The 26204-nt window shown below is 64.1% G+C and carries 19 protein-coding genes; 11 read left to right on the top strand and 8 right to left on the bottom strand.

What is annotated here, in order from left to right; translation table 11 throughout:
• Positions 1-51 precede the first annotated feature (51 nt).
• From AC07UC_RS01565 to AC07UC_RS01590, 6 genes are all read left to right on the top strand, one after another.
• Positions 52-849: a transporter substrate-binding domain-containing protein gene (locus tag AC07UC_RS01565; RefSeq protein ID WP_056569263.1), complete on the top strand. Its 798-nt coding sequence runs from the start codon at positions 52-54 to the stop codon at positions 847-849.
• A gap of 205 nt (positions 850-1054) precedes the next feature.
• Complete coding sequence (locus tag AC07UC_RS01570; RefSeq protein ID WP_140770101.1) at positions 1055-1720, top strand: ABC transporter permease; 666 nt, start codon at positions 1055-1057, stop codon at positions 1718-1720.
• Entirely contained in the window at positions 1720-2529 is an 810-nt protein-coding gene (locus AC07UC_RS01575; protein ID WP_202324861.1) for an ABC transporter permease, read from the top strand. The genes AC07UC_RS01570 and AC07UC_RS01575 overlap by 1 nt, the downstream gene beginning before the upstream one ends.
• A gap of 147 nt (positions 2530-2676) precedes the next feature.
• A complete protein-coding gene (locus AC07UC_RS01580) occupies positions 2677-3678 on the top strand; it encodes an Ldh family oxidoreductase (protein ID WP_181179702.1) in 1002 nt (333 codons plus the stop codon).
• 342 nt (positions 3679-4020) lie between these two features.
• Positions 4021-4473 (top strand): DoxX family protein, encoded by a 453-nt coding sequence (locus AC07UC_RS01585; protein WP_140770107.1) that lies wholly within the window; start codon positions 4021-4023, stop codon positions 4471-4473.
• A gap of 110 nt (positions 4474-4583) precedes the next feature.
• A complete protein-coding gene (locus AC07UC_RS01590) occupies positions 4584-5561 on the top strand; it encodes a complex I NDUFA9 subunit family protein (protein WP_494903633.1) in 978 nt (325 codons plus the stop codon).
• Between the two features lie 174 nt (positions 5562-5735).
• Here AC07UC_RS01590 and AC07UC_RS01595 read toward each other — a convergent pair whose 3' ends face one another.
• A complete protein-coding gene (locus tag AC07UC_RS01595) occupies positions 5736-7103 on the bottom strand; it encodes a cytochrome P450 (protein WP_140770111.1) in 1368 nt (455 codons plus the stop codon).
• A 198-nt stretch (positions 7104-7301) separates the two neighbouring features.
• On the opposite strand from AC07UC_RS01595, the gene AC07UC_RS01600 reads away from it, so the two are divergent.
• The 3 genes from AC07UC_RS01600 (at position 7302) to gyrB (ending at position 13210) form a co-directional block, all read left to right on the top strand.
• Positions 7302-7871 carry an NADPH-dependent FMN reductase gene (locus tag AC07UC_RS01600; protein ID WP_202324864.1) on the top strand — a complete coding sequence of 190 codons (570 nt, stop codon included), beginning with the start codon at positions 7302-7304 and terminating at the stop codon, positions 7869-7871.
• Between the two features lie 87 nt (positions 7872-7958).
• Positions 7959-10577: a caspase family protein gene (locus AC07UC_RS01605; protein WP_494903636.1), complete on the top strand. Its 2619-nt coding sequence runs from the start codon at positions 7959-7961 to the stop codon at positions 10575-10577.
• A gap of 161 nt (positions 10578-10738) precedes the next feature.
• Positions 10739-13210 (top strand): DNA topoisomerase (ATP-hydrolyzing) subunit B, encoded by a 2472-nt coding sequence (gyrB, locus tag AC07UC_RS01610; protein WP_140770117.1) that lies wholly within the window; start codon positions 10739-10741, stop codon positions 13208-13210.
• Between the two features lie 80 nt (positions 13211-13290).
• Here the strand turns inward: gyrB and AC07UC_RS01615 are convergent, their stop codons facing one another.
• Entirely contained in the window at positions 13291-14172 is an 882-nt protein-coding gene (locus AC07UC_RS01615) for an alpha/beta hydrolase family protein (protein ID WP_494903638.1), read from the bottom strand.
• 620 nt (positions 14173-14792) lie between these two features.
• Between AC07UC_RS01615 and AC07UC_RS01620 the strand changes: the two genes are divergently transcribed.
• Together AC07UC_RS01620 and AC07UC_RS01625 are read left to right on the top strand one after the other, a co-directional pair.
• Positions 14793-15710, top strand: a complete 918-nt coding sequence (locus AC07UC_RS01620; protein ID WP_494903640.1) for a hypothetical protein — start codon at positions 14793-14795, stop codon at positions 15708-15710.
• 219 nt (positions 15711-15929) lie between these two features.
• Positions 15930-21362 (top strand): autotransporter domain-containing protein, encoded by a 5433-nt coding sequence (locus AC07UC_RS01625; protein ID WP_494903642.1) that lies wholly within the window; start codon positions 15930-15932, stop codon positions 21360-21362.
• Positions 21363-21434: 72 nt separating this feature from the next.
• On the opposite strand, the gene AC07UC_RS01630 is transcribed toward AC07UC_RS01625, so the two are convergent.
• The 6 genes from AC07UC_RS01630 to AC07UC_RS01655 form a co-directional block, all read right to left on the bottom strand.
• On the bottom strand, positions 21435-22832 hold the full coding sequence (locus tag AC07UC_RS01630; RefSeq protein ID WP_056569240.1) for an NAD(P)(+) transhydrogenase (Re/Si-specific) subunit beta: 1398 nt from the start codon (positions 22830-22832) through the stop codon (positions 21435-21437).
• A gap of 1 nt (position 22833) precedes the next feature.
• A complete protein-coding gene (locus tag AC07UC_RS01635) occupies positions 22834-23259 on the bottom strand; it encodes a proton-translocating transhydrogenase family protein (RefSeq protein ID WP_095771599.1) in 426 nt (141 codons plus the stop codon).
• Complete coding sequence (locus tag AC07UC_RS01640; RefSeq protein WP_140770122.1) at positions 23259-24539, bottom strand: Re/Si-specific NAD(P)(+) transhydrogenase subunit alpha; 1281 nt, start codon at positions 24537-24539, stop codon at positions 23259-23261. The genes AC07UC_RS01635 and AC07UC_RS01640 overlap by 1 nt, the downstream gene beginning before the upstream one ends.
• 87 nt (positions 24540-24626) lie before the next feature.
• Positions 24627-24851 (bottom strand): aa3-type cytochrome c oxidase subunit IV, encoded by a 225-nt coding sequence (locus AC07UC_RS01645; protein ID WP_140770124.1) that lies wholly within the window; start codon positions 24849-24851, stop codon positions 24627-24629.
• Positions 24852-25015: 164 nt separating this feature from the next.
• Entirely contained in the window at positions 25016-25165 is a 150-nt protein-coding gene (locus AC07UC_RS01650) for a DUF3096 domain-containing protein (RefSeq protein ID WP_019862764.1), read from the bottom strand.
• A gap of 160 nt (positions 25166-25325) precedes the next feature.
• Entirely contained in the window at positions 25326-26096 is a 771-nt protein-coding gene (locus AC07UC_RS01655; protein WP_140770125.1) for an N-acyl amino acid synthase FeeM domain-containing protein, read from the bottom strand.
• Positions 26097-26204 lie beyond the last annotated feature (108 nt).

Here is a 26204-nt window from a genome sequence, read left to right on the forward strand (position 1 = left end):
AGGCCGGGACGGAAGAAAACCGGGAACCAACAACAAACTGGGAGTCACGAAATGAAGACTGTTCTGAAGACATTCGCCGCGGCACTGCTGCTCGGCGTCGCCGCCATGGGCGTGGCCAAGGCCGACCCGGTCAAGATCGGCGTCGCCGCCGAGCCCTATCCGCCCTTCACCTCGCCGGATGCTTCGGGCAAATGGGTCGGCTGGGAGATCGACTTCATCGACGCCGTCTGCGCCGAGGAGAAACTCGACTGCGTCATCACGCCCGTTGCCTGGGACGGCATCATTCCGGCGCTGACCACCAAGAAGATCGATCTCATCGTCTCGTCGATGTCGATCACCGACGAACGCAAGAAGACGATCGACTTCTCGGACAAGTATTACAACACGCCGACGGCGATCATCGGACCGAAGGACCAGAAGTTCGGCTCGACGCCGGATGACCTCAAGGGCAAGGTCGTCGGCGTCCAGGTATCGACCGTGCACGCCGTTTACGCCAAGAAGCACTTCGGCGCCACGGCCTCCGAAATCAAGGAATACCAGACCCAGGACGAAGCCAACCAGGATCTCGCCGCCGGCCGCCTCGATGCGGTGCAGGCAGACTCCATCGCTCTTGGCGAATTCCTCAAGTCCGACCAGGGCAAGGCCTGCTGCGACCTGAAGGGCATGGTGGCTCCGGACGACGAAGTGCTCGGACCGGGCGTCGGCGCCGGCGTGCGCAAGGAAGACACCGCCCTGAAGGAAAAGATCAACGCCGGCATCAAGGCGATCCGCGCCAACGGCAAGTATGACGAAATCTCGAAGAAGTACTTCGATTTCGACATTTACGGCGGCTCGACGCAGTCGAACTGACGCCCCTCGCACTGGCCGGAGGGCATGACGCCAGGGTCATGCTCTCCGGCCGACCCTTCCCACGCGTGCTTGCCGTCGGCCACTGACGTCGGCGGATAGCGCCAGCAATCCGGGGGCGAAGCTGATCGACGCGTTTCTTCAGGCCTCGGCGGCCGGTATCATCGAACTCCTCTCGCCCGCGCCGGTCGGCTGGGGCGGGACACTCATGCTCGGGCTGCTGCATTCGATCGAGATCGCCGTCGGCGCCACGATCGTCGGCCTGTTCATCGGAACCTGCGGTGCCTATGGCAAGCTCTATGGCGGGCCTGTCGTGCGCGACCTGCTTGCGGTCTACACCACCGTGGTGCGCGCCGTGCCCGAACTGGTGCTGATCCTGTTGCTCTATTATGCCGGCACCGACCTGATAAACCAGGTGCTCACCGCGATCGGCTACCAGCGTGTCGATATCAACGGGCTGGTGGCCGGCATAGCCGTGCTTGGCTTCGTCCAGGGCGCCTATTCGACGGAAGTCATGCGCGGCGCGATCCTCGCCATACCGCAGGGTCAGATCGAAGCCGCCCGCGCCTACGGCATGTCGCCCGGCCTTCTCCTGCGGCGCATCACGCTGCCGGCAATGCTCCCCTTTGCCATTCCGGGTCTGGCCAATCTGTGGCTGATCGCGACCAAGGACACCGCGCTGCTGGCCGTCGTCGGCTTCTTCGAACTGACGCTTGCGACACGGCAGGCGGCAGGCGTCACCAAGGCCTATCTGATATTCTATCTCGCCGCCGGCGTGCTCTATCTCGCGGTAACGCTGTTTTCCAACCTCCTGCTCAGCCGCGCCGAGAAATGGGCGCGACGCGGCATGCCTTCGATCAAGGATGCACGCTGATGGTGGGCGAGGCTGCCATCATCAACACGGCGGCGCGCGCCTCGCTATGGCTGCAGCCGCATCGCATCGTCCTCATCGTGATTGCTCTGGGGCTGGTGCTGTCAGCCGCCTTTTTCATGCGCTGGGACTGGCTGCCGCAATATTGGGCACTGGGCCTGATGGGCATCTGGCGCTCCCTGTGGATCCTGGCCGTCACCTGCGTGCTCGGCTTCCTGATCGCCGTGCCGGTCGGGCTGGCGCAGGCCGCCGGTTCAATCTGGGTTGCGGCGCCAGCGAAGGTTTTCTGCACCATCATCCGCGGCACACCGCTGCTTTTGCAACTGTGGCTGCTCTACTACGGGCTGGGTTCGCTGTTCCCGCAATATCCATGGATCCGCGAATCCTGGATGTGGCCCTATCTCAGACAGGCCTGGCCATATGGCGTGCTGGCGCTGACCCTGTCCTTCGCCGGTTACGAGGGCGAGGTGATGCGCGGCGCCTTTGCCGGTGTGCCCAAGGGACAGCTGGAAGCCGCCCGCGCCTTCGGTATGAGCCGCTGGAAGATCTTCCAGCGCATCTGGCTGCCACAGGCCTTCTACCGGGCACTGCCGACTTTGACCGGTGAGACCGTGCTGCAGTTGAAGTCGACGCCGCTGGTGGCGACGATCAGCGTGATCGATATCTTCGCCGTCTCGTCCAAGGTGCGACAGGATACCTACCTCACCTACGAGCCCTTGCTGCTGCTGGCGTTGATCTATATGGCGATCACCGGAATTCTCGTCCTGGCCTTCAGCCGGATCGAAGCGCGGATACCGGTCAAGGTCGGCTAGAGGCGCACCGATCGCACACGGCACGATGGAGATATCCGCCGCTTTTCTTGCAGTTGCGGACGATTTTCAACACAAACGCCGGCTCATCTGCTGCTACGCACGGACCCGACCAACTCAACCAGTTCTCGCGACCCCAGGACGGCCATAATGCAACTCAGTCTCGACCAGGCAAGAGGACTGTGCCGGATGGCGGCACTCGGCGCCGGCGCCAATGAAGAGGCCGCGCAATCGCTCACGGCCTCGATCATCGCAGCCGAGGCGGAAGGGCTTTCGGCCGTCGGGCTTTCGCATTTCATCGACTATCTCGAGGCCCTCGAGGCCGGCCGCATCGACGGCAATGCCGATCCGGTGATTACCAGGCCGGCGCTGGCCGTCTATCTCTCCGACGCACGCGGCGGGCTGGCGCATACCGGCTTCGACCGGACGATCGACGATCTCGCCAAGGCGGCAAGACTGTTCGGCGTTGCCATCTTCTCGCAGAAGAACGCCTATACATGCGGCGCGCTTGGCTATTTCACCGGAAGGCTGGCTGCACAGGGACTGGTATCGTTCGCCGCCACCAACGGCCCGGCCATTCTCGCCGGCTCGGGCTCGGTCAAGCCGGTCTATTGCACCAACCCGATGTCGTTTGCCGCGCCGGCCGCCGACGGCGCGCCGCTTGTCATCGATCAGTCCTCGAGCGCCACCGCCTTCGTCAACATCCGCAAGGCGGCCGAGGACGGCAAGAAAATTCCCGAAGGCTGGGCGCTGGACGCCAGCGGCAACCCGACCACCGATCCGGCAGCGGCCATGAAGGGCGCCATGCTTGCCTTTGGCGGCCAGCGCGGGGCCAACATCGCGCTGATGGTCGAAGTGCTGGCGGCGGGCATTTCCGGGGCCAACTGGTCGCTCGACGCGCCATGGTTCACCGGTGGGCCGGACAGCCCCGGAACCGGCCTGTTCGTGCTGGCCATCGAGCCCAAGCTGCTTGACCCGGATTTCGAGCAGCGCATGAAGGACCAGCTTGACCGCCTGCGCCGCCGCTTTGGCGTGCATGTGCCGGGCCGCGCCCGGGCCGAGGCGGCCGAGAAGGCACAGGCGCGCGGCATTACCGCGCCCAAGGCGGTGGTGCAGCGGATTTCGGAATTCGCCGAACGTTATTCGGCCTGAAGAAATCGACGATTTTTTCCGCGCCTTGGTGAACCTTTGCGCGCGTCGCGGCGACCCATGACTGTCCGGGTTGGGGTGCCCGGTCGGTGTCTTCTGTCGGATGCGTCCAGGGCTGGGGCGGGCGTGCTTGCTTCACGCCAAGCTGATACCGTCTCAGGTCAGGCCGCCTCGTCGGACCCTGGTTTCGACATGAGCTTCACCCGGAAAACCCCGCCTCGGCGGGGTTTTCTGCGTTTCATCTTGCGCACATAAACATGATTGTGAAAGTTAACTTTTGTTAACTTGACTTGATGGAAACCATCGGGCGTTTGCAAGGGGATCATCACAACAACAGGAGCCACGATGTCCGCAACCACCGACGCTTCCCACGGCAAGCTGATCATTCCGGCGCTTGGCCGCCTGTATTCGTCGCTGCACGATGCCGGCGAAACCCTGCTGCGCGCCGTTGCCGGCATCTTTCTCACCATCCACGGCTCGCAGAAGATCACCAATCCGTTCGGCGCCGCCGAGATGGTCGAAGGCCTTGGCTTCTATCCCGGCGCCTTCTGGTCGTTGCTTCTGGCCTGCACCGAATTTTTCGGCGGCATTTTCATCGCCATCGGGTTTTTGACGCGCCCCGCCGCTTTTGCCGGCCTGTTCGTGCTGCTGGTCACCGTCTGGTTCCACTGGGTGACCATGGGCCAGGGCTTTTCCGGTGCCGAGAAGTCGCTTCTGTGGGCGGCGATCCTGCTCTTCTTCGTCATTCGCGGCGGCAACCGCCACTCGGTCGACGCCCGTATCGGCAAGGCATTCTAACAAGCTTTCGAGAGCGGTGACGCGACGACGCGTCACCCTTTGCCTTTGGCGCAAAACGGACTATGAAACGGCTTCAGCCAAGCCATCTGGAAAGTGCGCCGGAGCCCGCCATGACCGAAATCCTGCAGACCCCAAAGCTCGTCGTCGTCTTTGGCGGGTCAGGCTTTGTCGGCCGCCATGTCGTGCGCGCGCTGGCCAAGCGCGGCTACCGCATCCGGGTCGCCTGCCGGCGGCCCGACCTTGCCGGCCATTTGCAGCCGCTCGGCAATGTCGGCCAGATCCAGCCGGTGCAGGCGAATGTGCGGGTGCGCTGGTCGGTCGACCGCGCCGTGCAAGGGGCCGACCATGTCGTCAATCTCGTTGCCATCCTGCATGAGAGCGGCCGGCAGAGATTCTCCGCCGTGCATGAATTCGGCGCCCGCGCCGTCGCCGAGGCCGCGCGCTCCGTTGGCGCCGGGCTGACGCATGTTTCGGCGCTTGGCGCCGATGCTGGCTCCGAATCGGGTTACGCACGCACCAAGGCGCTTGGCGAGAAGGCGGTGCTGGAGACGATCAACGACGCCGTGATCTTCCGGCCGTCGATTAATTTCGGACCCGAAGATAGCTTCTTCAACCGCTTCGCCAACATGGCGCGCTATTCGCCGGTGCTGCCGCTGATCGGCGGCGGCCAGACCAAGTTCCAGCCGGTCTATGTCGGCGACGTCGCCGAGGCGGTGGCACGCTCGGTCGATGGCAAGATCAATGGCGGCCAGATCTACGAGCTCGGCGGCCCCAACGTGCTCACCTTCAAGGAGTGCATGGAAGAGTTGCTCGCGGTGATCGAGCGCAAGCGCCTGCTGGTCCCGGTGCCGTGGTGGGTGGCCAACATCCAGGCCTCGATCCTCGGCCTGTTGCCCAATCCGCTGCTGACCAAGGACCAGGTGATGCAGCTGCGCGAGCACAACATCGTTTCGGACGCCGCCACCAAGGCCAACCGGACACTTGCCGGGCTTGGCATCCAGCCGCAGTCGATCGCGACGATCCTGCCGAGCTACCTCTGGCGCTTCCGCGCCGCCGGCCAGTTCCAGCAGCGCAAGCCCGCGGCATAAGCCCAAGGTGCGTTGATATTCAGGTCGGGCCGCCATCGTTCGCAGGCCGGCATCACCTGAATATCAGCATGCCTAGAGCGGCTCAGCGTTTCACGGAATCGCAGAACCGCTCTAACTATTTGTTTTTACGCAATTCCGGACGGAAAACCGTTATACACTTTTCCTGGAATTGCTCTAGCGAGGCGTGACCTGCATCGGCAGCCCGCCTTGCGGCTGGGTCGTCAATTTCTGCACCGGCCAGGGTTTCGTTTCGGCCGTGGTGTCGAAGCGGAAGCGCGACAAAAGGATGGCGAGCGCGATGATCGCCTCCTGCATGGCGAAACTGGCGCCGATGCAGACGCGCGGGCCGGCTCCGAACGGCAGATACTGGAAACGGTCGATCTTTTCACGGTTCCCCGGGTGGAAGCGCTCGGGCAGGAAGGCATCTGGCCGGTCCCACAGCTTCCGGTGGCGATGGACGACCCACGGCATCACCAGCACCGCCGCGTGCTTGGGGATATAAAGATCCTTCCACATCTCGGGCACGATCGGCTCGCGGTTGATCGACGGCGCCGGCGGATAGAGCCGGAGCGCCTCGTCGAAGGCGGCGCGGGTCAACGGCATGGCGTCGAGCCACTTTGTCGGATCGGGCTCGCGCGCCAGAACCTGGTCGATTTCCTGCTCGACCCGGTTGCGCTCCCATGGCGATTCGGCGAGGCAATAAAGCGTCCAGCCAAGCGCACGCGCCGTCGTCTCATGGCCGGCGCCGATGAAGGTGATGATGTTGTCCTCGACTTCCGGGCGCGTCAGCCCCTCCGGACCTTCGGCCTTGAGCAGCAGCGTCAGGAAATCCTGTGGTACGGCATCGGGATCACGCCTGAATCTCTCTTCGCGCATCTTGACGGTATCGGTCACGATCTTGCGGAAATAGGCCATGGTCTTGCGGCCGCGGATGCGGGTGAGCCGCGGCAGCCAGTCGGGCGCGCGCAACAGGTCGAGCGGATCGACACGGCCCATGGTCTCGAACAAACGGTCGATCTCGTTGGCGAAACTGCCCGGTTCGCCCGCGATCTCACCGGAGAACAGCGTCTCGGCCAGGATGTCGTAGGTGAGCAGTGTCATGTCATGGGCGATGTCGGATGTGCCGCCCTGCTCGTAGCGGGTGACGAACTCGAGCGTGCGTTTCAGCATCGGCTGGGCAAAGCCGAAGATGTGGCGCGGCGTGAACACCGGCGCCATTGCCTTGCGCGACCGCTTCCAGACTTCGCCCTCGGCGGTCAGCAGGCCATCGCGCAGGATCGGGCGCAGGATCTTCTGGCGCACCGTCGCCATCTTGTAGTTCTTGGCGTTGTCGACCAGGACATGGCGGATGAGGCCGGGATCGTTGGCGATGACCAGCGGGCCGCCGGCGCCCTTGGCCGAAATCCAGGGTTCGTTGTAGGTCGGCTCGCCCCAGAGTTCGAGCGGATTGCGGTAGACGATGCGGATCATCTCCAGCGTCGAAGGCGGCGACGTGCGCGGCTTCGGTGCGGGAGGAACAAAGGGGGCGGGCTGAGTGTCCATGAAGTGCTCCGCTGCTGCTTCAATGTAGTGGCTGGCACCCCGGACGTCCATGTGACCGAACGGCAGGCAATTCTCGGCACGAAGCAGACAGTCTGTTCATCCGATCGTGACCGCTGCGCCTGGCGTCCAAGCTTGTCCGACGGGACGCTCTGCCGTAGTGACAGTCACCAACAGATACCGCCGACAAAGGAGCCTGTCTTGAAGCACCAGTTGAACATCATCATCGGCAGCACGCGGCCAGGGCGCGCCGGTCCTGTTTTTGCGGAATGGCTGGAGACGTTCGCGCGCGAGCACGGGAAATTCGAACCGGTGCTGACCGACATCGCCGCATTTCACCTGCCGGTGCTCGACGAGCCGCATCATCCGAGGCTGGGCAACTATCAGAACGACCACACCAAGGCATGGTCGAAGGCGATCGACGCCGCCGACGCCTTTGTCTTCGTGGCTCCCGAGTACAATTATTTCGCGGCGCCCGCGATCATCAACGCGATCGACTACCTCGCGCGCGAATGGAAGTACAAGCCCGCCGCCATTTTCAGCTATGGCGGCGTATCCGGCGGCCTGCGCGCGGCGCAGGCGCTGAAGCCTCTGTTGGCCGCCGTGGGGATCATGCCGATCCCCGAGGGCGTCGCGCTGCCGATGTACCAGAAGCTGCTCGACGAGAACGGTGCCTTCAGCGCCAGCGACCAGGTGGCCGGTGGCGCCAGGACCATGCTGGACGAGCTGTTGCGCTGGAGCGAGGCGTTGAAACCGATGCGCGCCGGCTGAAGGAGCCGGTTTGGCCAAATGCCAGGCTTGCCCGCGCCATGAAGAGGTGGAATGGTCGGCAAAGGACTGAGCCGGGGGCGGTTCGACTTGCGTTTGCTGTTTGCCTTGCTGCTGATGCTTGCGACCACCGCCACCGCGGTCGCGGAACGGCGCGTGGCGCTGGTCATCGCCGAGGATGACTACCGGCTGGTCCGGCCGCTTGCCAATCCCCTTCATGATGGCGAGGCCATGCAAGCCGCGCTGAAGAAACTCGGTTTCGAGGTCGTGCTCGAAACCAATCGCGACCTCAGGCGCATGCGCCGCGCCCTCGACGATTTTCGCGAGGATGCCAAGGGCGCCGATGTGGCCTTGGTCTATTTCTCCGGCCATGGCGTCGAAATCGCCGGCGACAACCGGCTGCTGCCGGTCGATGCCGACGCCTCCTCGCTCGACCAACTGGACAAGACCAGCCTGCCGCTGGAAGAGGTGCGCGACGCCGTCGCCGCCACCGCCAAGGTCGGGCTGATCGTGCTCGACGCCTGCCGCAGCGATCCATTCTCGGGGGGCAGCGGTGACGGGCGCGGCGCTACCTCGCTGGCGAAGGATGTCGCCGAAAAGGTCAAGCCAGGCCTCGGCCGCGTCGGACGAGCGGAAAACATCCTGTTCGCCTTTTCGGCCGCACCCGGCGAAACGGCCGCCGACGGCACTGGGCAAAACTCACCCTTCACGACGGCACTCACCAAATATCTCGGCACGGACGGGCTCGAGATCCGCTCGGTGCTGACCTTGGTGCAGCAGGAGGTCTATGACCTCACACGCGGCAAGCAGCTGCCCTATGTCGAGAGCGGCCTGCCGAAGCTGTTCTTCGCCACTGCCGCCAAGGAACAACTGCCGGAGCGCGAACGCCTGCTGCTGGCCATGGCCGATGTGACTCCGGAAATGCGCGGCGAGGTCGAGCAGATCGCCAGCGACGCCGACATGCCGCTGGCGCCGCTCTATGGCGCGCTGATCAGCGCCGACGCCAGCCATCTCTCCGCCGACAGCCTGAACGCCCGGCTGCGCGAGGCTGCCGACGCCTTCGTCAAGGTGCGCGGCGAAATGAAGACGCTCGCCTCCGACGACCCGCGGGTGGCGGAGTTGCGCCGGCAGGCCCAGGAACAGCTTTCGCTCGGCGCCTTCGATGGCGCCCGCGCCCTTCTCGCCAAGGCAGCAGACATCGACAATGTCTCGCGCCAGGCGCTGAAGGTCAATTTCGTCAGCCGCACCCTGTCCGAGGCCGCGACGCTTTATCTGTCCGGCGGTGCGGCGCGCGCCGACCTCGACTACGCCACCGCCATCAAGGACTATGAAACGGTGCTCTCGCTCTATGGCGAGGCCGGGCAGTCCTCATTGGCGCTGGAGGATGCCGACCGCCAGATCCGCACCCTGGACGAACTCGGCAAGCTCTACACCCTTGTCGGCAACACCGACGCCGCGGGCCGCGCCTTCTCGGCGCTCGTATCCAATCTCGAATTGCGCTCCGCCCGGGAAACCGATCCGAGCGTCAAGCGCGACTTTGCCGTCAGCCATATCAAGCTAGGCAATATCAGGATGGCGCAAGGCGACCTGCCGGCCGCGCTGGAGAATTACCGGACCGCCAGAACCATACTCATGGATTTGACCGCGGCCGAGCCCGGCCGCCTGCCATGGTTCGGCGATTTCGCCATGGCCGACGACAAGATCGGCAACGTGCTGGTGACGCAAGGCGATCTGGCGGGCGCCTCGCAGGTCTATCAGGAAAGCCTGTCGATCAAGAAACAGCTCGCCGCCAACGAACCCGAGCGCGCCGACCTGCAACGCGACCTGACCATCACCTATGACGAGATCGGCAATCTGGCGCACAGCGCCGGCCATTTCGACAATGCCGAGGCGGCCTATGAGGAGAGCCTGAAGATCCGGCTGGCGCTGGCCGAGAAGAAGCCGCGGGATGCCGAGCGCCAGCGCGACGTCTCCGTCAGCCATGAGACGATCGGCGATCTCAAGCGCGAACGCGGCGATGCCGCCGGTGCGCTCGCGGCCTACCAGGCGAGCCACGCGATCGTCGACCAACTGGTCAGCCGCGATCCCGACAACAGCGAGTTGAAACGCGACCTTTCGGTCGGCAACGCCAAGATCGGCAATGCGCTGAGCGACCAGGAGAAATGGCCGGACGCACTGGCCGCCTATCAAGAGGCGCTGCGAATATCCCGCGTTCTGGCAGCCGGCGACCCGAACAACACCGACTGGCAGCGCGACCTTTCGGTATCCATCGAAAAGGTCGCCGGAGTTCTCGCCATTCAGGGCGACCAGAACGGGGCGCTCAAAGCCTATATGGACAGTTTCGCCATCGCCGACAGGCTGGCGAAGCTCGATCCGGCGAATGCCGACTGGCAACGCGACCTGTCGATCACGCTGTCCGAGATCGGCATGCTCAAGGTCAAGCAGCGCGACGTCAAAGGTGCACGGCAGGGCTTTCAGGACAGCCTCGACATCCGCCAGCAGCTTGCCCGGTCCGACCCTGACAACGCGACATGGCAGCGCGACCTGGTGGTCGCCATGGTCGACTACGCCCAGGTCGCCAAGAACCCCAAGGCGGTGCTTTCCCAGGCGCTCGACATGACGCTGGAACTCGACCGGACCGGGCGGCTGGCGCCGCGATACAAGTTCATGATCAAGTTTCTCAGGGAGCGCGTGGCCAAGGCGAAATAGCGCCCGGCGGGAGCCAGCCATGGACAGCCGGCTCATCCCCGGGGAAATGCCCGCAAACCTTGGAAAAACCGCCTTTAGCGCCTATATCTAGTGCATATCAGACGCGCGATTCGGGGCCGATTTTTCGCGCTGTACAAGCGGCATCTAGACAATAGGTTTTCATGAGCGACCAGACCGAGAACACCAACGGCGCCGAGGCCGAATACGGCGCCGATTCCATCAAGGTTTTGAAGGGGTTGGATGCTGTCCGCAAACGCCCTGGCATGTATATCGGCGACACCGACGACGGTTCCGGCCTGCATCACATGGTCTATGAGGTGGTCGACAACGCCATCGACGAGGCCTTGGCAGGCCACGCAGATCTCGTCACTGTGACGCTCAACCCCGATGGTTCGGTGACGGTAATCGACAATGGCCGCGGCATTCCGACCGATATCCACACCGGCGAAGGCATTTCGGCCGCCGAAGTGATCATGACGCAGCTGCATGCCGGCGGCAAGTTCGACCAGAACTCCTACAAGGTGTCGGGCGGCCTGCATGGCGTCGGCGTCTCGGTGGTCAACGCCCTTTCGGCATGGCTGAAGCTCAAGATCCGCCGCAACGGCCAGATCTTCGAGATGAGCTTCACGCACGGCAATGCCGATGCGCCGCTGAAGGCGACGGGCAGCTACGAGCAGGACAAGCAGCCAGGCACCTATGAGGGCCGCAGCGGCAGCTCGATCACCTTCTTTCCGTCGGCCGAGACCTTCACCATGGTCGAGTTCGACTTCGGCACGCTGGAGCACCGGCTGCGCGAGCTCGCCTTCCTCAATTCCGGCGTGCGCATCGTTCTGACCGATGCCCGTCACGCCGACATCGTGCGGCATGAACTGCACTATGATGGAGGCCTCGAAGAGTTCGTCAAATATCTCGACCGGGTCAAGAAACCGCTGATCGAAAAGCCGATCGCCATCAAGGCCGAGCGCGACGGCATCACCGTCGAAGTGGCGATGTGGTGGAACGACAGCTACCACGAGAACGTGCTGGCCTTCACCAACAACATCCCGCAACGCGATGGCGGTACCCATCTGGCCGGCTTCCGCGGCGCGCTGACGCGCCAGATCACCGGCTATGGCGAATCCTCGGGTCAGACCAAGAAGGAAAAGGTCTCGCTGATCGGCGACGATTGCCGCGAGGGCCTGACGGCGGTGCTGTCGGTCAAGGTTCCCGACCCGAAATTCTCCTCGCAGACCAAGGACAAGCTGGTCTCGTCGGAAGTGCGGCCGGTGGTCGAGGGGCTGGTCAACGAGGCGCTCGGCACCTGGTTGGAAGAGCATCCCACCGAAGGCAAGGTGGTCATCGAGAAGGTGATCCAGGCCGCGGCGGCGCGCGAAGCCGCGCGCAAGGCGCGCGACATCACCCGCAAGACCTCGCTCGGCGTCACCTCGCTGCCGGGCAAGCTGGCCGACTGCCAGGAGCGCGACCCGGCAAAATCGGAAATCTTCATCGTCGAGGGTGACTCGGCCGGTGGCTCGGCCAAGGGCGGCCGCTCGCGCCAAAACCAAGCCATCCTGCCGCTGCGCGGCAAGATCCTCAATGTCGAGCGCGCCCGCTTCGACCGCATGCTTTCGTCCGACATGATCGGCACGCTGATCACCGCGCTCGGCACGTCGATCGGCAAGGACGAGTTCAACGCCGACAAGCTGCGCTATCACAAGATCATCCTGATGACCGACGCCGACGTCGACGGCGCCCATATCAGGACCTTGCTGCTCACCTTCTTCTTCCGGCAGATGCCGGAGCTGATCGAGCGCGGCCATCTCTACATAGCCCAGCCGCCGCTCTACAAGGTGACGCGCGGCAAGAGCTCGCAATACATCAAGAATGAAAGCGCCTTCGAGGAGTTCCTGATCGATTCAGGGCTGGAGGAGGCCTCGCTTACGCTGGGCTCGGGTGAAGTGCGGACCGGACAGGATTTGCACAGTGCCGTGGCCGATGCGCTGGCTGTGCGCCAGCTCATCAACGGCCTGCACACACGCTACAACCGCAACGTCGTCGAGCAGGCTGCGATCGCCGGCGGGCTCAACCCCGAGGTCTTCGGCGATCTCGGCGGCGCCAACGCCATGGCGGAGCGGATCGCGCAACGCCTCGACATCATCGCCGAGGACACCGAGCGCGGCTGGACCGGCCGCATGTCGACCTCGAACGACGGCAGCGGCGGCTATGTCTTCGAGCGCACCGTGCGCAGCGTCAAGGAATATGCCCATCTCGACATGGGGCTGATCAATTCGGCCGACGCCCGTCAGCTAGACCGCTACGCGCAACGCCTCAGTGATGTCTATGGGACGCCACCGGTGCTGCGCCGCAAGGATGTGTCGGAAACCGTTTCGGGGCCGCTGGCGCTGCTCAACGCGGTCTTTGCGACCGGCCGCAAGGGCCTGACCATGCAGCGCTACAAGGGTCTCGGCGAGATGAATGCCGAGCAGCTCTGGGAGACCACGCTCGACCCGAATGTGCGTTCGCTGCTGCAGGTCAAGGTCAACGATGCGACCGATGCCGACAGCCTGTTCTCGCGGCTGATGGGCGACGAAGTCGAGCCACGGCGCGAATTCATCCAGGACAATGCGCTGTCGGTGGCCAATCTGGATATTTGATGCATGTTCCCCAAAACCGCACGGCGGTTTGGGCAGAGCGAGATGCACAAGAACTCAAGGCCGCGTCGTCTGAATCCGCTTCAGTGCGACGCGCTTTGAGACTGTAGCGATGCGCTGAAGAAACTTGCCAGGGCGGCGTTCAGGCGCTGATGGAAAGCGGCCCTGTCGAAGCCGGGTTCGTCGATGCAAATCTGGGGGGCAGCGCCGCGCAATTGCGCGCTGCATGGCGGCAAGAACGCATAGTGACCGGCCAGGGGTTCGACATGATACTCCGGCGGTCGAGGCAGCGCCGAACGAAGGTGTTCTTCATACCAGGGGTCGGGCTGATGCCGGTCGTCGGCCGCGCGCCACAGGAGCACCGAAGCGAGGCCGGTACGGTCAAAGGTGAAGCCGAACGCCGGCGCGGCAGCCGCGATGGCGCGGATCCGCCGATCCGGCTTCCACGCATCCGGCGGTGTTTGGACCGTTTTTGCAACAGAATGGACCCCCGCCTTGGCCAGCGCGATGCAAAGATCGTGCCGAGGATTTTCCGCGCAGTATGGGTCGATCTTGTCGAGGTCGGGTATTCCGCCCGCTTCGACGAGCACGGTGAAGCCGCCATTCGAGAATCCGAAGGCGCCGATGCGCTGGGGATCGATGTCGGCGTGCGCCTGCCAGTCCTTCAGCATGAAATCGATCAGCCGGCTTAGCTGGGCTGGCCGGCGCCATGGCATCAGCACCTTGCTCTGGTCGTCGAAAGTATCGCCGGCATGGCTGACCGCGGCGACGATGAACCCGGCTTTCGCCAAGGCGATCGCGGTATCATAGTGGCCGGCATAGGATCCGCCGCCGCCATGCGAAATCACGATGAGTGGCAGCGCATGGCCCTTTAGTGGCCCCGAAGGCGCGACGTGCTGGGTGTAGCTTCCCAGCGGCACATCGCGCGGCTCGGCTGAAGTCGGGTACCAGATACCGGCGGCCAACGGCGGTTCGCCGCCATTGGGAATTCGAACGGCTTCGAAGCCCGCTGGAGAATGCGCGGTATCTTCGGCGGCTGAACCGGCCGACGGCGCGCCAATCGGCGTGCCGGCTGCGGCGGCAGGAATCCAGGCCCCGATAAACAGACCAGAGAACAAGACAAGGCCGGCGAAAATTGCTGAGCGCGGCCGGCTAACTGGGGCCCAAATGCGCCGGGCCTTTGCTTCTTGCTTCTTCTGGAATTTCCTTGGAGTCATTTGTCTTCCTGCTCGGCAAGGCACTTCGAAGAAAATTCGTAGGGCTGACGGTCGGATCCAGCGAGACTTGTGAGAGGCAAGGACGAAGCCGGATTTCCGCTTTTGCCCGGCTCGGCCTATGGGTCAAATCACAACAACATGATCGCTTGAGGCATTTGTGCGAAGCGGCGCTCTGAATTGTTCCATCGCCCGCAAACAAAATCATTTTATAGCCCGCCGGAACGGAAGTCCTCCCGGGACATTGTGACAACATCGATCACAGTTTCTCACAGGAGGCCTTCATGGGACGTGGCATTTTGCTCTGGTTGCTCGGCATTCCGATTCCGATCATCATTCTCATCATGCTGTTCGTACGGTAGGGGGCGTTGATGCAGCCCACCTTACCGGCTATCGACCTATCCGCCTCGGAAGAATCCTCCGCTACAGCCGTCAGCTGGGGCCCTATCATTGCTGGTGCCTTCGCGGCCTCGACGCTGACTTTCATCCTCATGCTGCTTGGCTCCGGACTTGGGCTCAGCATGGTTTCGCCATGGTCGGGGTCCGGCGCCTCGATCACCACCTTCGCTGTGTCGACCGCGATCTGGCTGATCATCGTGCAGTGGCTGTCCTCCGGCGTCGGCGGCTATCTTGCCGGACGCCTGCGCACCAAATGGGTCGGGATCCACACCGACGAGGTCTATTTCCGTGACACAGCGCACGGTTTCCTCGCCTGGGCATTGGCCACCTTGCTCGTCGTCGGCGTGCTTGGCTCGGCGCTCTCGGCGGCACTTGGTTCCGGCGTGCAGGCGGTCTCCACGGTGGCGTCGGGCGCTGCCATGGGTGCTTCGGCTGGCGCCTCCGCCAATGCCGGTGGCGCGTCGGCCAACAATGCGACTTCCTATCTGGTGGATTCGCTCTTCCGTCCGGCCGATCCGGCCAAGCTCGCGGGAGCCAATCCAGACAGCGACGCTGCCGCGGTCGGGCAGGCCTCGCGCATCCTGGTCGCCAGCGCCGCCGCGGGCGAGATTTCGGCCGACGACAAGACTTATCTGTCGCAACTGGTTGCTGCCCGCACCGGTCTTTCGGAGGCCGACGCCAAGGCGCGAGTCGATGCAATGGTCGCCAAGGTCGAAGACGCCAAGGTCAAGGCCAAGCAAGCGGCCGACACCGCCCGGAAGGGCAGCGCGACCTTTGCCTTGCTCGGCGCTTTGTCGCTGGTCATCGGCGCCTTCATCGCCAGCGCCGCCGCGGCCCTCGGCGGCAGGCAGCGCGACGAAGAGGAAGCGGTTTTCCTGACCAGCCGCTGAACCGCCATCCCTACTGCAGTTCAGGGCAGTTCCGGTAGATCAGGGCACGGCGGCAACGCCGTGCTCCTTTGCTTGAAACAGCGGGGGTTACTTCCAGCAACCATGAAGTCCACCACCTGACTATTTTTGGGAGGGGTTCGGCGACCCTCAACATCTTGGTGGCGTTGGCAAAAATTTGGGCTATCTGAATGATCCCTGTCAGCATGGAGAGACAGGGGCTTGCCGAATACCACCACTTCAATCCTTTTCCGTTCTCTTATGGCATGCACGGCGCTGGTTGGCCTGCAGGCCCAGGCGAGAGCCGCCGATATCATGGTCAGCGATGCCGCCGGCCTCTCCAGCGCGATCAGCAATGCGTCGAGCGGCGACCGGATAATCCTGCAGAACGACATCGCGCTCGGCACAACGCTGCTGCCGCCCGTATTGACCAACATTTCCATCGACGGCCAGGGCCACACGATCGATGCGCAAGGCAACAACCGCATCTTCTTCCTCGACAGCAAGGATGCCATGCCGGCTGTGTCGATCGAAAACGTCACGCTGAAAGGCGGCGCGGCCAAGGGCGGCGATGGCGGCAATGGCAATGGCGCCAGTTATGACGGCGGTGGCGCGGGCGGTGGCGGCGGCATGGGTGCCGGCGGCGCGATCTTCGTCAACAACGGCTCGCTGACGATCGCCAATGTCGACTTCGCCGACAACAGTGCCACCGGCGGCAATGGCGGCGTCCGTGTGCCGGGTGGCGGAACATCCGGCGGCGGTGGCGGCGGCGGACTGGGTGGCGGTGGCGGCGGGGGCGGTCAGAGCTCAGGCGGCGGCGGCGGCGGTTACAGCGGCGGCGGCGGCGCTCCCGTAGCACTTTATGGCAGCCCGCCGTCCGTTGGCGGCACCGGCCCCGGCGGCGACGGTGGCTCCAATGGAGCGGGCCAGGGCGGCGGCATCAATGGCGGCGCCGGCCCCAATGGCGGCGGCGGCGGACTGCCGACCGGCATGGGCGGCAACCCCAACAGCGATGGCACGGAAGGCGGCGGTGGCGGCGGCGCGTCAGACTCCGGCCGTGCCGGCAACGGCGGCGACTTCGGCGGCGGCGGCGGCGACACCACCAGCTTCGGTGTCGCCGGCAGTGGCGGCTTCGGCGGCGGCGGCGGCGGCATGGGCGCGTGGGGCAACGGCGGCAATGGCGGCTTCGGCGGCGGCGCAGGCGGCGGTTATGGCTACATGCGCGGTCCCGGCACCCCCGGCGCCGGCGGCGGGTATGCCTACCAGTCGGGTGGCGGCGGCGCTGGTTTCGGCGGCGCCGTTTTCGTGCGTTCCGGCGCCTCCATCACCATTGCCGACGGCTCGTTCGAGGGCGGCACCGCCACCGGCGGGAGTGGGTATACAGCCGGCGCGGGCGCCGGCGGCGATCTTTTCCTGATGTCGGGCACTGTGACCACCTTCAATCCGATCGGGACACTCACCATCAACGGCACGATCGCGGACGACAGCCAGTCGAGCCTGCCGACCGGCCAGAGCTATGGCGCGGGCTGCGTGATCGGCCCGGGCTGCGGCGCGGCGATCGCGATCACAGGCGGCACGGTTGTGCTGAACGGCGCCAACACCTTCGCCGGCGGCATGTCGGTCCAGAGCAGGGTTCGCCTCGGCAACAGCAGCGCGGCGGGCACGGGCACCATCACCGCACTGGGCGCCACGATCGACTATGCCGACGGCATCACCGTCGCCAACCCGATCGAACTCGACGCCGACGGCACCAAGCTCAACGTCGACACCGGCTCGGCCGAACAGTCAGGAGCAATTTCCGAATCCGGCGGTTCCTTCTCGCTGGAGAAGACCGGCGCCGGCGCTCTGACGCTCTCGGGCGCGAACACCTATTCGGGCGGCACGCTGATCAGTGCCGGCACGATCGTCGTCGGTGTCGACACCGTCGGCAGCCACGGCGCGATCATGTCCTCGGCGCTTGGCACCTGCGATGTGACCCTGGACGGCGCCACCTTGCAGGCGGGCGGATCCTTCACCGTCGCCAACGATATCGCGCTCACCGCCAAGGGCGGATCCATCGACAACAACGGCAACTTTTTCGGGCTGAACGGGAACATCACGGACGCCACGAGCGGGGGCGGCACACTGACCTTCCTGGGCTCGGGGACAACCGACCTCGCCGGCTCCAACACCTATTCCGCAAACACGGTCATCAAGTCCGGAATCGTCCAGGCGCTGTCGACCTCGGCGCTGTCGGCCAGTTCCGCGTTCTCGATCGCGAGCGGGGCCGAACTGCAGCTCAATGGATTTTCGAACACGGTCGCGTCGCTCTCGGACGACGGATCGGCAGGCGGCGGTACGGTCTCCAACGGCGCGGCGACAAACGCCACGCTGACGCTTGGCGCGACGAGCGGCACGGCGACCTTTTCCGGCAGTATCGAGGATGGCAGCGGCGGTGGCTCCCTGAAACTCGCCAAGACCGGCGGCGGCACACAGGTGCTGTCCGGTGCCAACAGCTATACAGGTGGAACCAGTGTCAGCGGCGGCACGCTGAAGATCAGCGGCGGCGGAACACTGGGGGCTACCACCAACAGCCTTGCCGTGAACGGCGGAACACTCGACCTCGGCGGCACGACCCAGACACAGGATGGCGGCGTGTCCCTGGCCGGGGGCTCGATCGAGAACGGCACGTTGAGTTCTTCGGGAATTTTCGACCTGCAGGCGGGGGCGATCTCGGCGGCATTGACCGGAACAGGCAAGCTCGAAAAATCCACGACCGGCACCGTGACGCTCGGTGGGCAAAACAGCTACTCCGGCACGACGACAATCACCGGCGGCACGTTGGCGGCAGGCATTGCCGGCGCCTTCTCCGCCAGCAGCGCGTTTTCCGTGGACAGCGGCGCGACGCTGGATCTCGGCGGATTCGATCAGGAAGCCGGCTCGCTGACGGGCCAGGGAACGCTCACCAATGGCGGCACGACCAACGCGATACTGACCACCGGCGGCGACAACTCCTCCACCGATTTCGAAGGCCTGATCGAGGACGGCGCGCACGCCACGACCGGGTTGACCAAGACCGGTACCGGAACATTCACCCTGAAGAGCAGCCAATCCTATTCCGGCGCCACCAGGATCGAAGGCGGCACGCTTGCTCTCAGCCACGCCGGCGGCATTGCCAATTCCAAAGTCACAGTCGAAGATGGCACGTTCGATATCTCGGGAACGATCTCCACCAGCTCGACCATCGTCGATCTCGCGGGGTCGTCTTCCGGCGCTGTCTATCTCGGAGCCAAGCGTCTGATCATCGGCAATGCGGGATCCGAATTCGCCGGAACGATCAGTGACAGCGGGCTTCTCGGCCAGTTGGAGATCGCCGGCGGCACGCTGACCCTGTCGGGTGAGAACACCTATACGGGTACGACGTTCATCGATAGCGGTGCGACGCTGGCCATCAAGGGCAAAGGCTCAATCGCCGATTCGGCCGCCATCAGCTTCGGCAAGGGCGGCGCAACCCTGGACATTTCGCAGGCCGACACCAACACCAGCGTCAATGGCATTGGCGACCTTGCAGGAAGCTCCATTGTCGCCCTTGGCGCAAAGACCCTGACGGTTACCGGCAATTCCCAGTTCGCCGGCGTGATCCAGGACGGCGGTCTGGGCAACGGGACCGGTGGCAGCCTGGTGGTGGCCGATGGCGCCTTGCTGGACCTGTCGGGAATCAACAGCTTCACCGGGTCCACCACGATTGAGGATGGCGGCACGCTCCGCCTCTCGGGTGACGGCGGCCTGGCCACCTCGAGCGGAATCACAGCCGATGGCGTCCTCGACGTTTCGGCAAGCACGGCAACGGCGGGCGTATCGGTCAAGTCGCTGACAGGCAGCGGCGCTGTCTATCTCGGCGGCACCAAATTGCATGTGACCAATGCGAATGGCGTCTTCGACGGATCGATCAGCGACTGCGGCACGGACGGAGCAAGCTGCGCCTCGGCCTCATCGGGTGGTCAGCTGGCACTCGAGGGCGGCACGCTGACGCTCAACGGCATCAACACCTATACTGGCGAAACCGTGGTGAGCGGCGGCAAGCTGATCGTCGGCGACGACAGCCATGCCGGCGCCAGCCTCGCCGGTGCCGTGACCGTCAACAACGGTGGAGCACTCGGCGGCATCGGCACGATCAACGCACTGACGGTCAACGCCGGAGGCACAGCCGCGCCGGGCAATTCCATCGGCACGCTGACGGTGAACGGGGATGTGACGATGACAGCAGGATCGATCTTCGCGGTCGAGCTTGCCGGCAACGGCTCGAGCGACAGGATCGCCGCCGGCGGCAAGGGGACGCTTGGCGGCGGCAAGGTCGAAGTGAAGGCGCTGGACAGCCAGACCAGCTACACGACAGGCAAGACCTACACGATCCTGACCGCCGATGGCGGCATCGATGGCAGCTTCGATCCGGTCGTGCTGTCCAACTCGGCCTTCCTGTTCGGGCAGCTTTCGCAGGACACCGACAGCGTCGACCTCAAGATCGCCGTGAAAGGCGTGTCCTTCGCCGGTGTCGCCGACAGCCCGAACAGCAAGGAGACGGCCGGTGCGCTGGACACGCTGCAGCAGAGCGGCCCGTCGCTGGCATTGTACAACAAGCTGCTGTTTCTGTCGGCCGACGAGGCGCGTGCGGCATTCAACGGGCTGTCAGGCGAAATCCACGGCTCGACCGCGACCGGCCTGATCGCGGACAGCCAGAAACTGCGCGATGCGATCGACAACCGGCTGCAGTCGGCTTTTGCGAACCCGAGCGAGGCGCCCTTGCCGGTGATGGCCTACGGCGACGATGCGAGCCTGTCGACCGGCTCGATCTCGACCCAACGCTTCACAGCCTGGGGTTCGGCCTTCGGCTCCTGGGGCAGTATCGACGGCAACGGCAACACCGCAAAACTCTCGCACTCGACCGGTGGCTTCGTCACTGGCGCCGATGGCTTCGTCACCGACAACTGGCTCGCCGGCATGCTCGCCGGCTACAGTCATTCCAGCTTCAATACCGACCAGGGCTCGGCATCGAGCGACAATTATCATCTCGGCATCTATGGCGGCGGCGAATGGGGCGCGCTCGCCTTCCGCACGGGCCTTGCCTACACATGGAGCAACATCGACACTGGCCGTTCGGTCGCCTTCCCCGATTTCACCGACAGCCTGAGCGGCAGCTACCGGGCAGGCACAAGCCAGGCCTTCGGCGAGTTCGGCTACACCATCAAGGCAGGCGGCATCGGGTTCGAGCCCTTCGCCAACCTCGCCTATGTCAACCTGGGTACCAGCGGCTTCCATGAGACGGGAGGCGCTGCCGCTCTGGCCGTGGAGGGCGGCTCCAACGACGTCACCTTTACCACATTGGGGCTGCGCGCTTCCGGCGACTTCGCCATTGGCGGCCTGAAAGCCACCGCGCGCGGCACGATCGGCTGGCAGCATGCCTATGGCGATACGACGCCGACGATCACCCAGGCTTTCGCAGGCTCGTCCGCCTTCACCATCGCCGGGGCTCCGATCGCCAGCGACAGCGCCATCGCCGAAGCTGGACTCGACCTTGCCGTTACGCCCGGCGCGACGCTTGCCCTAGCCTATAACGGCCAAGTCGCAAAACAGGCTCGCAATCATGCATTCCGGGCCGACCTGAACATCAGGTTCTGACGGTGCCCTGCCCGCCTGCAAGAAAAAAGCCCGGCGCCAGCCGGGCTTTTGCATCGCGACGTTGCCGCCGGATCAGTGATCCATGGCCTTGACGATTTCCTCGGTCATCTTCTTGGCGTCGCCGAGCAGCATCATGGTGCCGTCCTTATAGAACAGCGTGTTGTCGATGCCGGCATAGCCGGAGCCGAGCGAGCGCTTGACGAACAGGCAGGTACGCGCCTTGTCGACGTCGAGGATCGGCATGCCGTAGATCGGCGACGACTTGTCGTCGCGAGCCGAAGGATTGGTGACGTCATTGGCGCCGATGACATAGGCGACGTCGGCCTGTGCGAACTCGGAGTTGATGTCCTCCAGTTCGAAGACTTCGTCGTAAGGCACATTGGCTTCGGCGAGCAGCACGTTCATGTGACCGGGCATGCGGCCGGCAACCGGGTGGATAGCGTATTTGACGTCGACGCCGTTGGCCTTGAGCTTGTCGGCCATTTCGCGCAGCGCGTGCTGCGCCTGGGCGACCGCCATGCCGTAGCCCGGCACGATAATGACCTTCTGTGCGTTCATCATCAGATACGCCGCATCGTCGGCCGAGCCCTGCTTGACGGTGCGCTCGATGCCGTCATCCGCCGCAGCGGCCGTCTCGCCGCCGAAGCCGCCAAGGATGACCGAGATGAAGCTTCGGTTCATGCCCTTGCACATGATGTAGGACAGGATGGCGCCGGAGGAGCCGACCAGCGCGCCGGTGATGATCAGCGCCAGATTGCCGAGTGTGAAGCCGAGTGCCGCGGCGGCCCAGCCTGAATAGGAATTCAGCATCGAGACGACGACCGGCATGTCGGCGCCGCCGATCGGGATGATCAGGAGGATGCCGAGCACCAGCGAGGCGGCGACGATCAACCAGAAGACCAGTTTCGATTCGGTCGTGACCAGCAGCACGATCAGCACGACAAGCGCGATGCCAAGGGCGGCGTTGATGAAGTGGCGGCCGCCGATCATGATCGGCTTGCCCGACATGCGGCCATCGAGCTTCAAGAAGGCGATGACCGAGCCGGTGAAGGTGATGGCACCGATGGCGACGCCAAGGCTCATTTCGACCAGGGCCTGGGCATGGATGTCGCCCGCCGTGCCGATGCCGAAGCTTTCCGGCGCATAGATGGCGGCAGCCGCCACCATGACGGCGGCAAGGCCGACCAGCGAGTGGAAGGCCGCGACCAGCTGCGGCATCGAGGTCATGGCGATGCGGCGCGCGGTGACGGCGCCGACACCACCGCCAATGGCGAGGCCCAGCACGATCAGACCGAAGCGGCCGGCCGACGGGGTTGCCAGTGCCAGCGTGGTGGCGATGGCGATGCCCATGCCGATCATGCCGTAGAGATTGCCCTGGCGGCTGGTGGTCGGATGCGACAGGCCGCGCAACGCCAGGATGAACAGGATGCCGGAGACGAGGTAGAGGAAGGAAGCGAGATTGACGGTCACGTCACTTGTCCTTCTTCTTGTACATGGCCAGCATGCGCTGGGTGACGAGGAAGCCGCCGAAGATGTTGACCGAAACCAGCATCAGGGCGACGAAGCCGAAACCGGCGGCAACGCCGGAGGCAGCAATGCCGACAGCCAGCAGCGCGCCGACGACGATGACCGACGAGATGGCGTTGGTGACGGCCATCAGCGGCGTGTGCAAAGCGGGGGTCACCGACCAGACCACGTAGTAACCGACGAAGATCGCCAGCACGAAGATGGCGAAACGGAAGACGAAGGGATCGATGGCGCCGCCGGAGAGTGCGTGCGCGGCATCACCCGCCGCCTCGGCACCGCCTGGAGCATTTGCCAGGTTCTGCACCGCCAGCCGGACGGCAGCACTTGCCTGATCGAGCTGTTCGAGGGCTTTCTGCAAGGTCTGATCCATCACGCGGTCCCTTTCGACTTGGGCGAGGGCGACTTGGATGCGGCGGTTTTCCTGGGCGCGGCCTTTTTCGGCGCGGCAGGCGTGGAAGCATCAGCGACCATGGTCGTGGCCGGGATCGCGGCCGGCTCGACATGGGGCTGCTGGTCGGCCTTGGCGAAGGCCGGATGAACAACCTTGCCGCCGTCGGTCAGCATCGTCGCCTTGACCAGGTCGTCATCCCGGTTGATGGCAAGCGTCTTCGTGGTCTTGTCGACCAGAGTCTCGAGGAAAGCGAACAGGTTCTTGGCATAGAGCAGCGAGGCTGATGCGGCGACGCGGCCCGGCACATTGAGGTGGCCGACGATCTTCACATTGTTGGCCGTGGTGACGACCTTGCCTGGCTCAGCACCTTCGACATTGCCGCCGCGCTCGACGGCGAGATCGACGAGCACCGAGCCGGGCTTCATCGAGGCGACCATCGCCGCCGAGACCAGCTTCGGCGCCGGACGGCCGGGGATCAGCGCCGTGGTGATGACGATGTCCTGCTTGGCGATGTGCTCGGCGGTGAGCGCCGCCTGCTTGGCCTGGTATTCCTTCGACATTTCCTTGGCGTAACCGCCCGCGGTTTCCGCGGCTTTGAACTCGTCATCCTCGACGGCCAGGAATTTCGCGCCGAGCGAAGCGACCTGTTCCTTGGCGGCGGGGCGCACGTCGGTGGCGGTGACGACCGCGCCGAGGCGGCGCGCCGTGGCGATCGCCTGCAGGCCGGCGACGCCGACACCCATGATGAACACCTTGGCCGCCGGCACGGTGCCCGCCGCCGTCATCATCATCGGCAAGGCGCGATCATATTCCGAAGCGCCGTCAATCACTGCCTGGTAACCGGCAAGGTTTGCCTGCGAGGACAACACGTCCATCGATTGGGCGCGGGTGATGCGCGGCATGAATTCCATCGAGAAGGCGGTGACACCGGCCTTGGCCAGGGCTGCCACGGCGGCGTCATTGCCGTAAGGATCCATGATGGCGATCACGGCGGCGCCGGATTTGTAACTCTTGAGCTCGGCATCCGTCGGCCGGCGAACCTTCAGCACGACATCGGCCTTGGCGACATCAGAGGCCTTGCCGATGGCAGCACCAGCCTTGGCAAACTCCTCGTCGGGGATGCGCGACCTCGTGCCGGCGCCGGTTTCGACAATCACATCGAAGCCGAGCCCCGCCAGCCGCTTGACCGTATCGGGCGAGGCCGCGACACGCGGCTCGTTCGCGTCAAGCTCACGAGGGATGAAAACCGTCTGTCCCACCGCATGATCCTTTCGGCTGGAACCTGTTTGCGCAAAGTGTCGGCCGGAACATCCGGCGACGTCAATGGCAACGGGGTTTTGGAAGGTTTATCGCAGAATGAAGGCGCCGGCGGCCATGATCAGGAAGAACAGGATAAGCGCCGAGAAGAAGCCGCCAGCGAAGAAGCCGAAAGCCATCGCCAGAAGAAGCGCGCCGCAGAAAAGCGACCCGTATTTAGCCAGCATGAGAAAGCCCGCATAGGTGCGGTCATGCTCGGCATAGTCCATCTTCGCGCCCAGTTCGACAGGACCGGTCGGCGAGTGATCAGCCATAGGAATACCCCTTCGAAGACATCTTTCAGGCACATAGCGAAAAGCCGGGCCGAGGGCAATGGCGCTATTGCCGCATCGCGGCCGACAACTGCCTCAAGGGAAAATTGAAACTGCGGGCGTATCCCGGCGAGGGACAGCCTTCGCGCCAGGCTTGATCGGCGGCCTCAGCCGGCGAGGTGCGGAAAAAGACCGAGCAATCCGACGACGATCAGATAGAGCGCGACGATGTAGTTCAGCAGCCGCGGCATGATGAGGATCAGCACGCCGGCGATCAGCGAGATAAGCGGCGTGAGCGCGAGCTGGGAAATATGCATGTCGGGGTCCTTTCCAGAAGCGATGCCCACCAACTTACGGCGATGTCGCCCTATACAACGCCTTCACGCTGGGAAAGCTCCATCGTGATGCACGTTGCCCAAAAACCGAGGCCGGTTCATAGCGAGGACATGCCCGAGGACGCGGCCAAAGTGCGTGGGATCAGGCTGCTTCGAAGTACTTGGCGGTGGGCAAGATGGTCAGCGGTGCCAGCTCGCCCCTGCCGGGGCGCTGGAAGAGCATGCGTTGCTCGAATGCCGTCGAGTTGAAGAATGGAAAGCGATCCAGCGTCGCCTGCATGTTCTCGGAGCACTTCGACTGGAAGAGATGCACGGGGACGGTGAGACCAGGATAATTTCGCGGAGGCACCGCCTGCTCCGATCGGAAGATGCGATGGTAGAAGGCGGAGTGCTCTTCCTTGATCGCCGTCAGGCAATAGGTCGGCTTGAAATGGCTGCAAGCAACCACCGCCAGCCTGAGAGTGACATACGGCAGCACGCGCAAGCTGCTCGACCATTCGAGATCGGCCGCGAACCGGCTTGGATCGACGAAAGTCTCGCCAGTCGCCAGTCGCCGCGCCAGCACGTCGCCGAAAACATCGGTGCTGGGCGACACTGGATATCTCGCGCTGGCGTAGTGGATTCTGATGGTACTGACGAGCGCGCCATCGAAGAAGACGCCGAAGCGGTATGAATTGGGCAGGTCGTCGAAGTCGTCCTTCACCATGCGGGAGGCATCCGGCTTCACCATGCCGGCGTGAAGATAGGAATTATAGCGAAGCCTATAGATCGCCTCTAGATCCTCGGCGCCATCGCAAAGGCGATACTCCACATGCTCCAGAACATCCATGACGTGATCTGAAAACACTGAGGGGCTATTCTTGTCCTTGCCCGCAGTCGCCGCCACGGGCGTACCCAACAACTTGTTTTCCATTCTGTCCTCGCACCGCCGCATAACGACAATAGCGAAGCACAGAAGGAACCAGAAGCAAAATTCCGAGCTTTTGCGTTTACCCTAAATTAACGTTAACAAATGGTAAAT

It is taken from the genome of Mesorhizobium sp. GW821-FHT04C10 (assembly GCF_059420305.1).

What these genes read in the sequence shown, in the direction of transcription:
- gyrB (WP_140770117.1), top strand. Translation starts at nt 10,739, where the DNA reads ATGAGCGACCAGACCGAGAACACCAACGGCGCCGAGGCCGAATACGGC.
- AC07UC_RS01580 (WP_181179702.1), top strand. Translation starts at nt 2,677, where the DNA reads ATGCAACTCAGTCTCGACCAGGCAAGAGGACTGTGCCGGATGGCGGCA.
- AC07UC_RS01565 (WP_056569263.1), top strand. Translation starts at nt 52, where the DNA reads ATGAAGACTGTTCTGAAGACATTCGCCGCGGCACTGCTGCTCGGCGTC.
- AC07UC_RS01620 (WP_494903640.1), top strand. Translation starts at nt 14,793, where the DNA reads ATGCAGCCCACCTTACCGGCTATCGACCTATCCGCCTCGGAAGAATCC.
- AC07UC_RS01635 (WP_095771599.1), bottom strand. Translation starts at nt 23,259, where the DNA reads ATGGATCAGACCTTGCAGAAAGCCCTCGAACAGCTCGATCAGGCAAGT.
- AC07UC_RS01570 (WP_140770101.1), top strand. Translation starts at nt 1,055, where the DNA reads ATGCTCGGGCTGCTGCATTCGATCGAGATCGCCGTCGGCGCCACGATC.
- AC07UC_RS01655 (WP_140770125.1), bottom strand. Translation starts at nt 26,096, where the DNA reads ATGGAAAACAAGTTGTTGGGTACGCCCGTGGCGGCGACTGCGGGCAAG.
- AC07UC_RS01645 (WP_140770124.1), bottom strand. Translation starts at nt 24,851, where the DNA reads ATGGCTGATCACTCGCCGACCGGTCCTGTCGAACTGGGCGCGAAGATG.
- AC07UC_RS01590 (WP_494903633.1), top strand. Translation starts at nt 4,584, where the DNA reads ATGACCGAAATCCTGCAGACCCCAAAGCTCGTCGTCGTCTTTGGCGGG.
- AC07UC_RS01595 (WP_140770111.1), bottom strand. Translation starts at nt 7,103, where the DNA reads ATGGACACTCAGCCCGCCCCCTTTGTTCCTCCCGCACCGAAGCCGCGC.
- AC07UC_RS01650 (WP_019862764.1), bottom strand. Translation starts at nt 25,165, where the DNA reads ATGCATATTTCCCAGCTCGCGCTCACGCCGCTTATCTCGCTGATCGCC.
- AC07UC_RS01585 (WP_140770107.1), top strand. Translation starts at nt 4,021, where the DNA reads ATGTCCGCAACCACCGACGCTTCCCACGGCAAGCTGATCATTCCGGCG.
- AC07UC_RS01575 (WP_202324861.1), top strand. Translation starts at nt 1,720, where the DNA reads ATGGTGGGCGAGGCTGCCATCATCAACACGGCGGCGCGCGCCTCGCTA.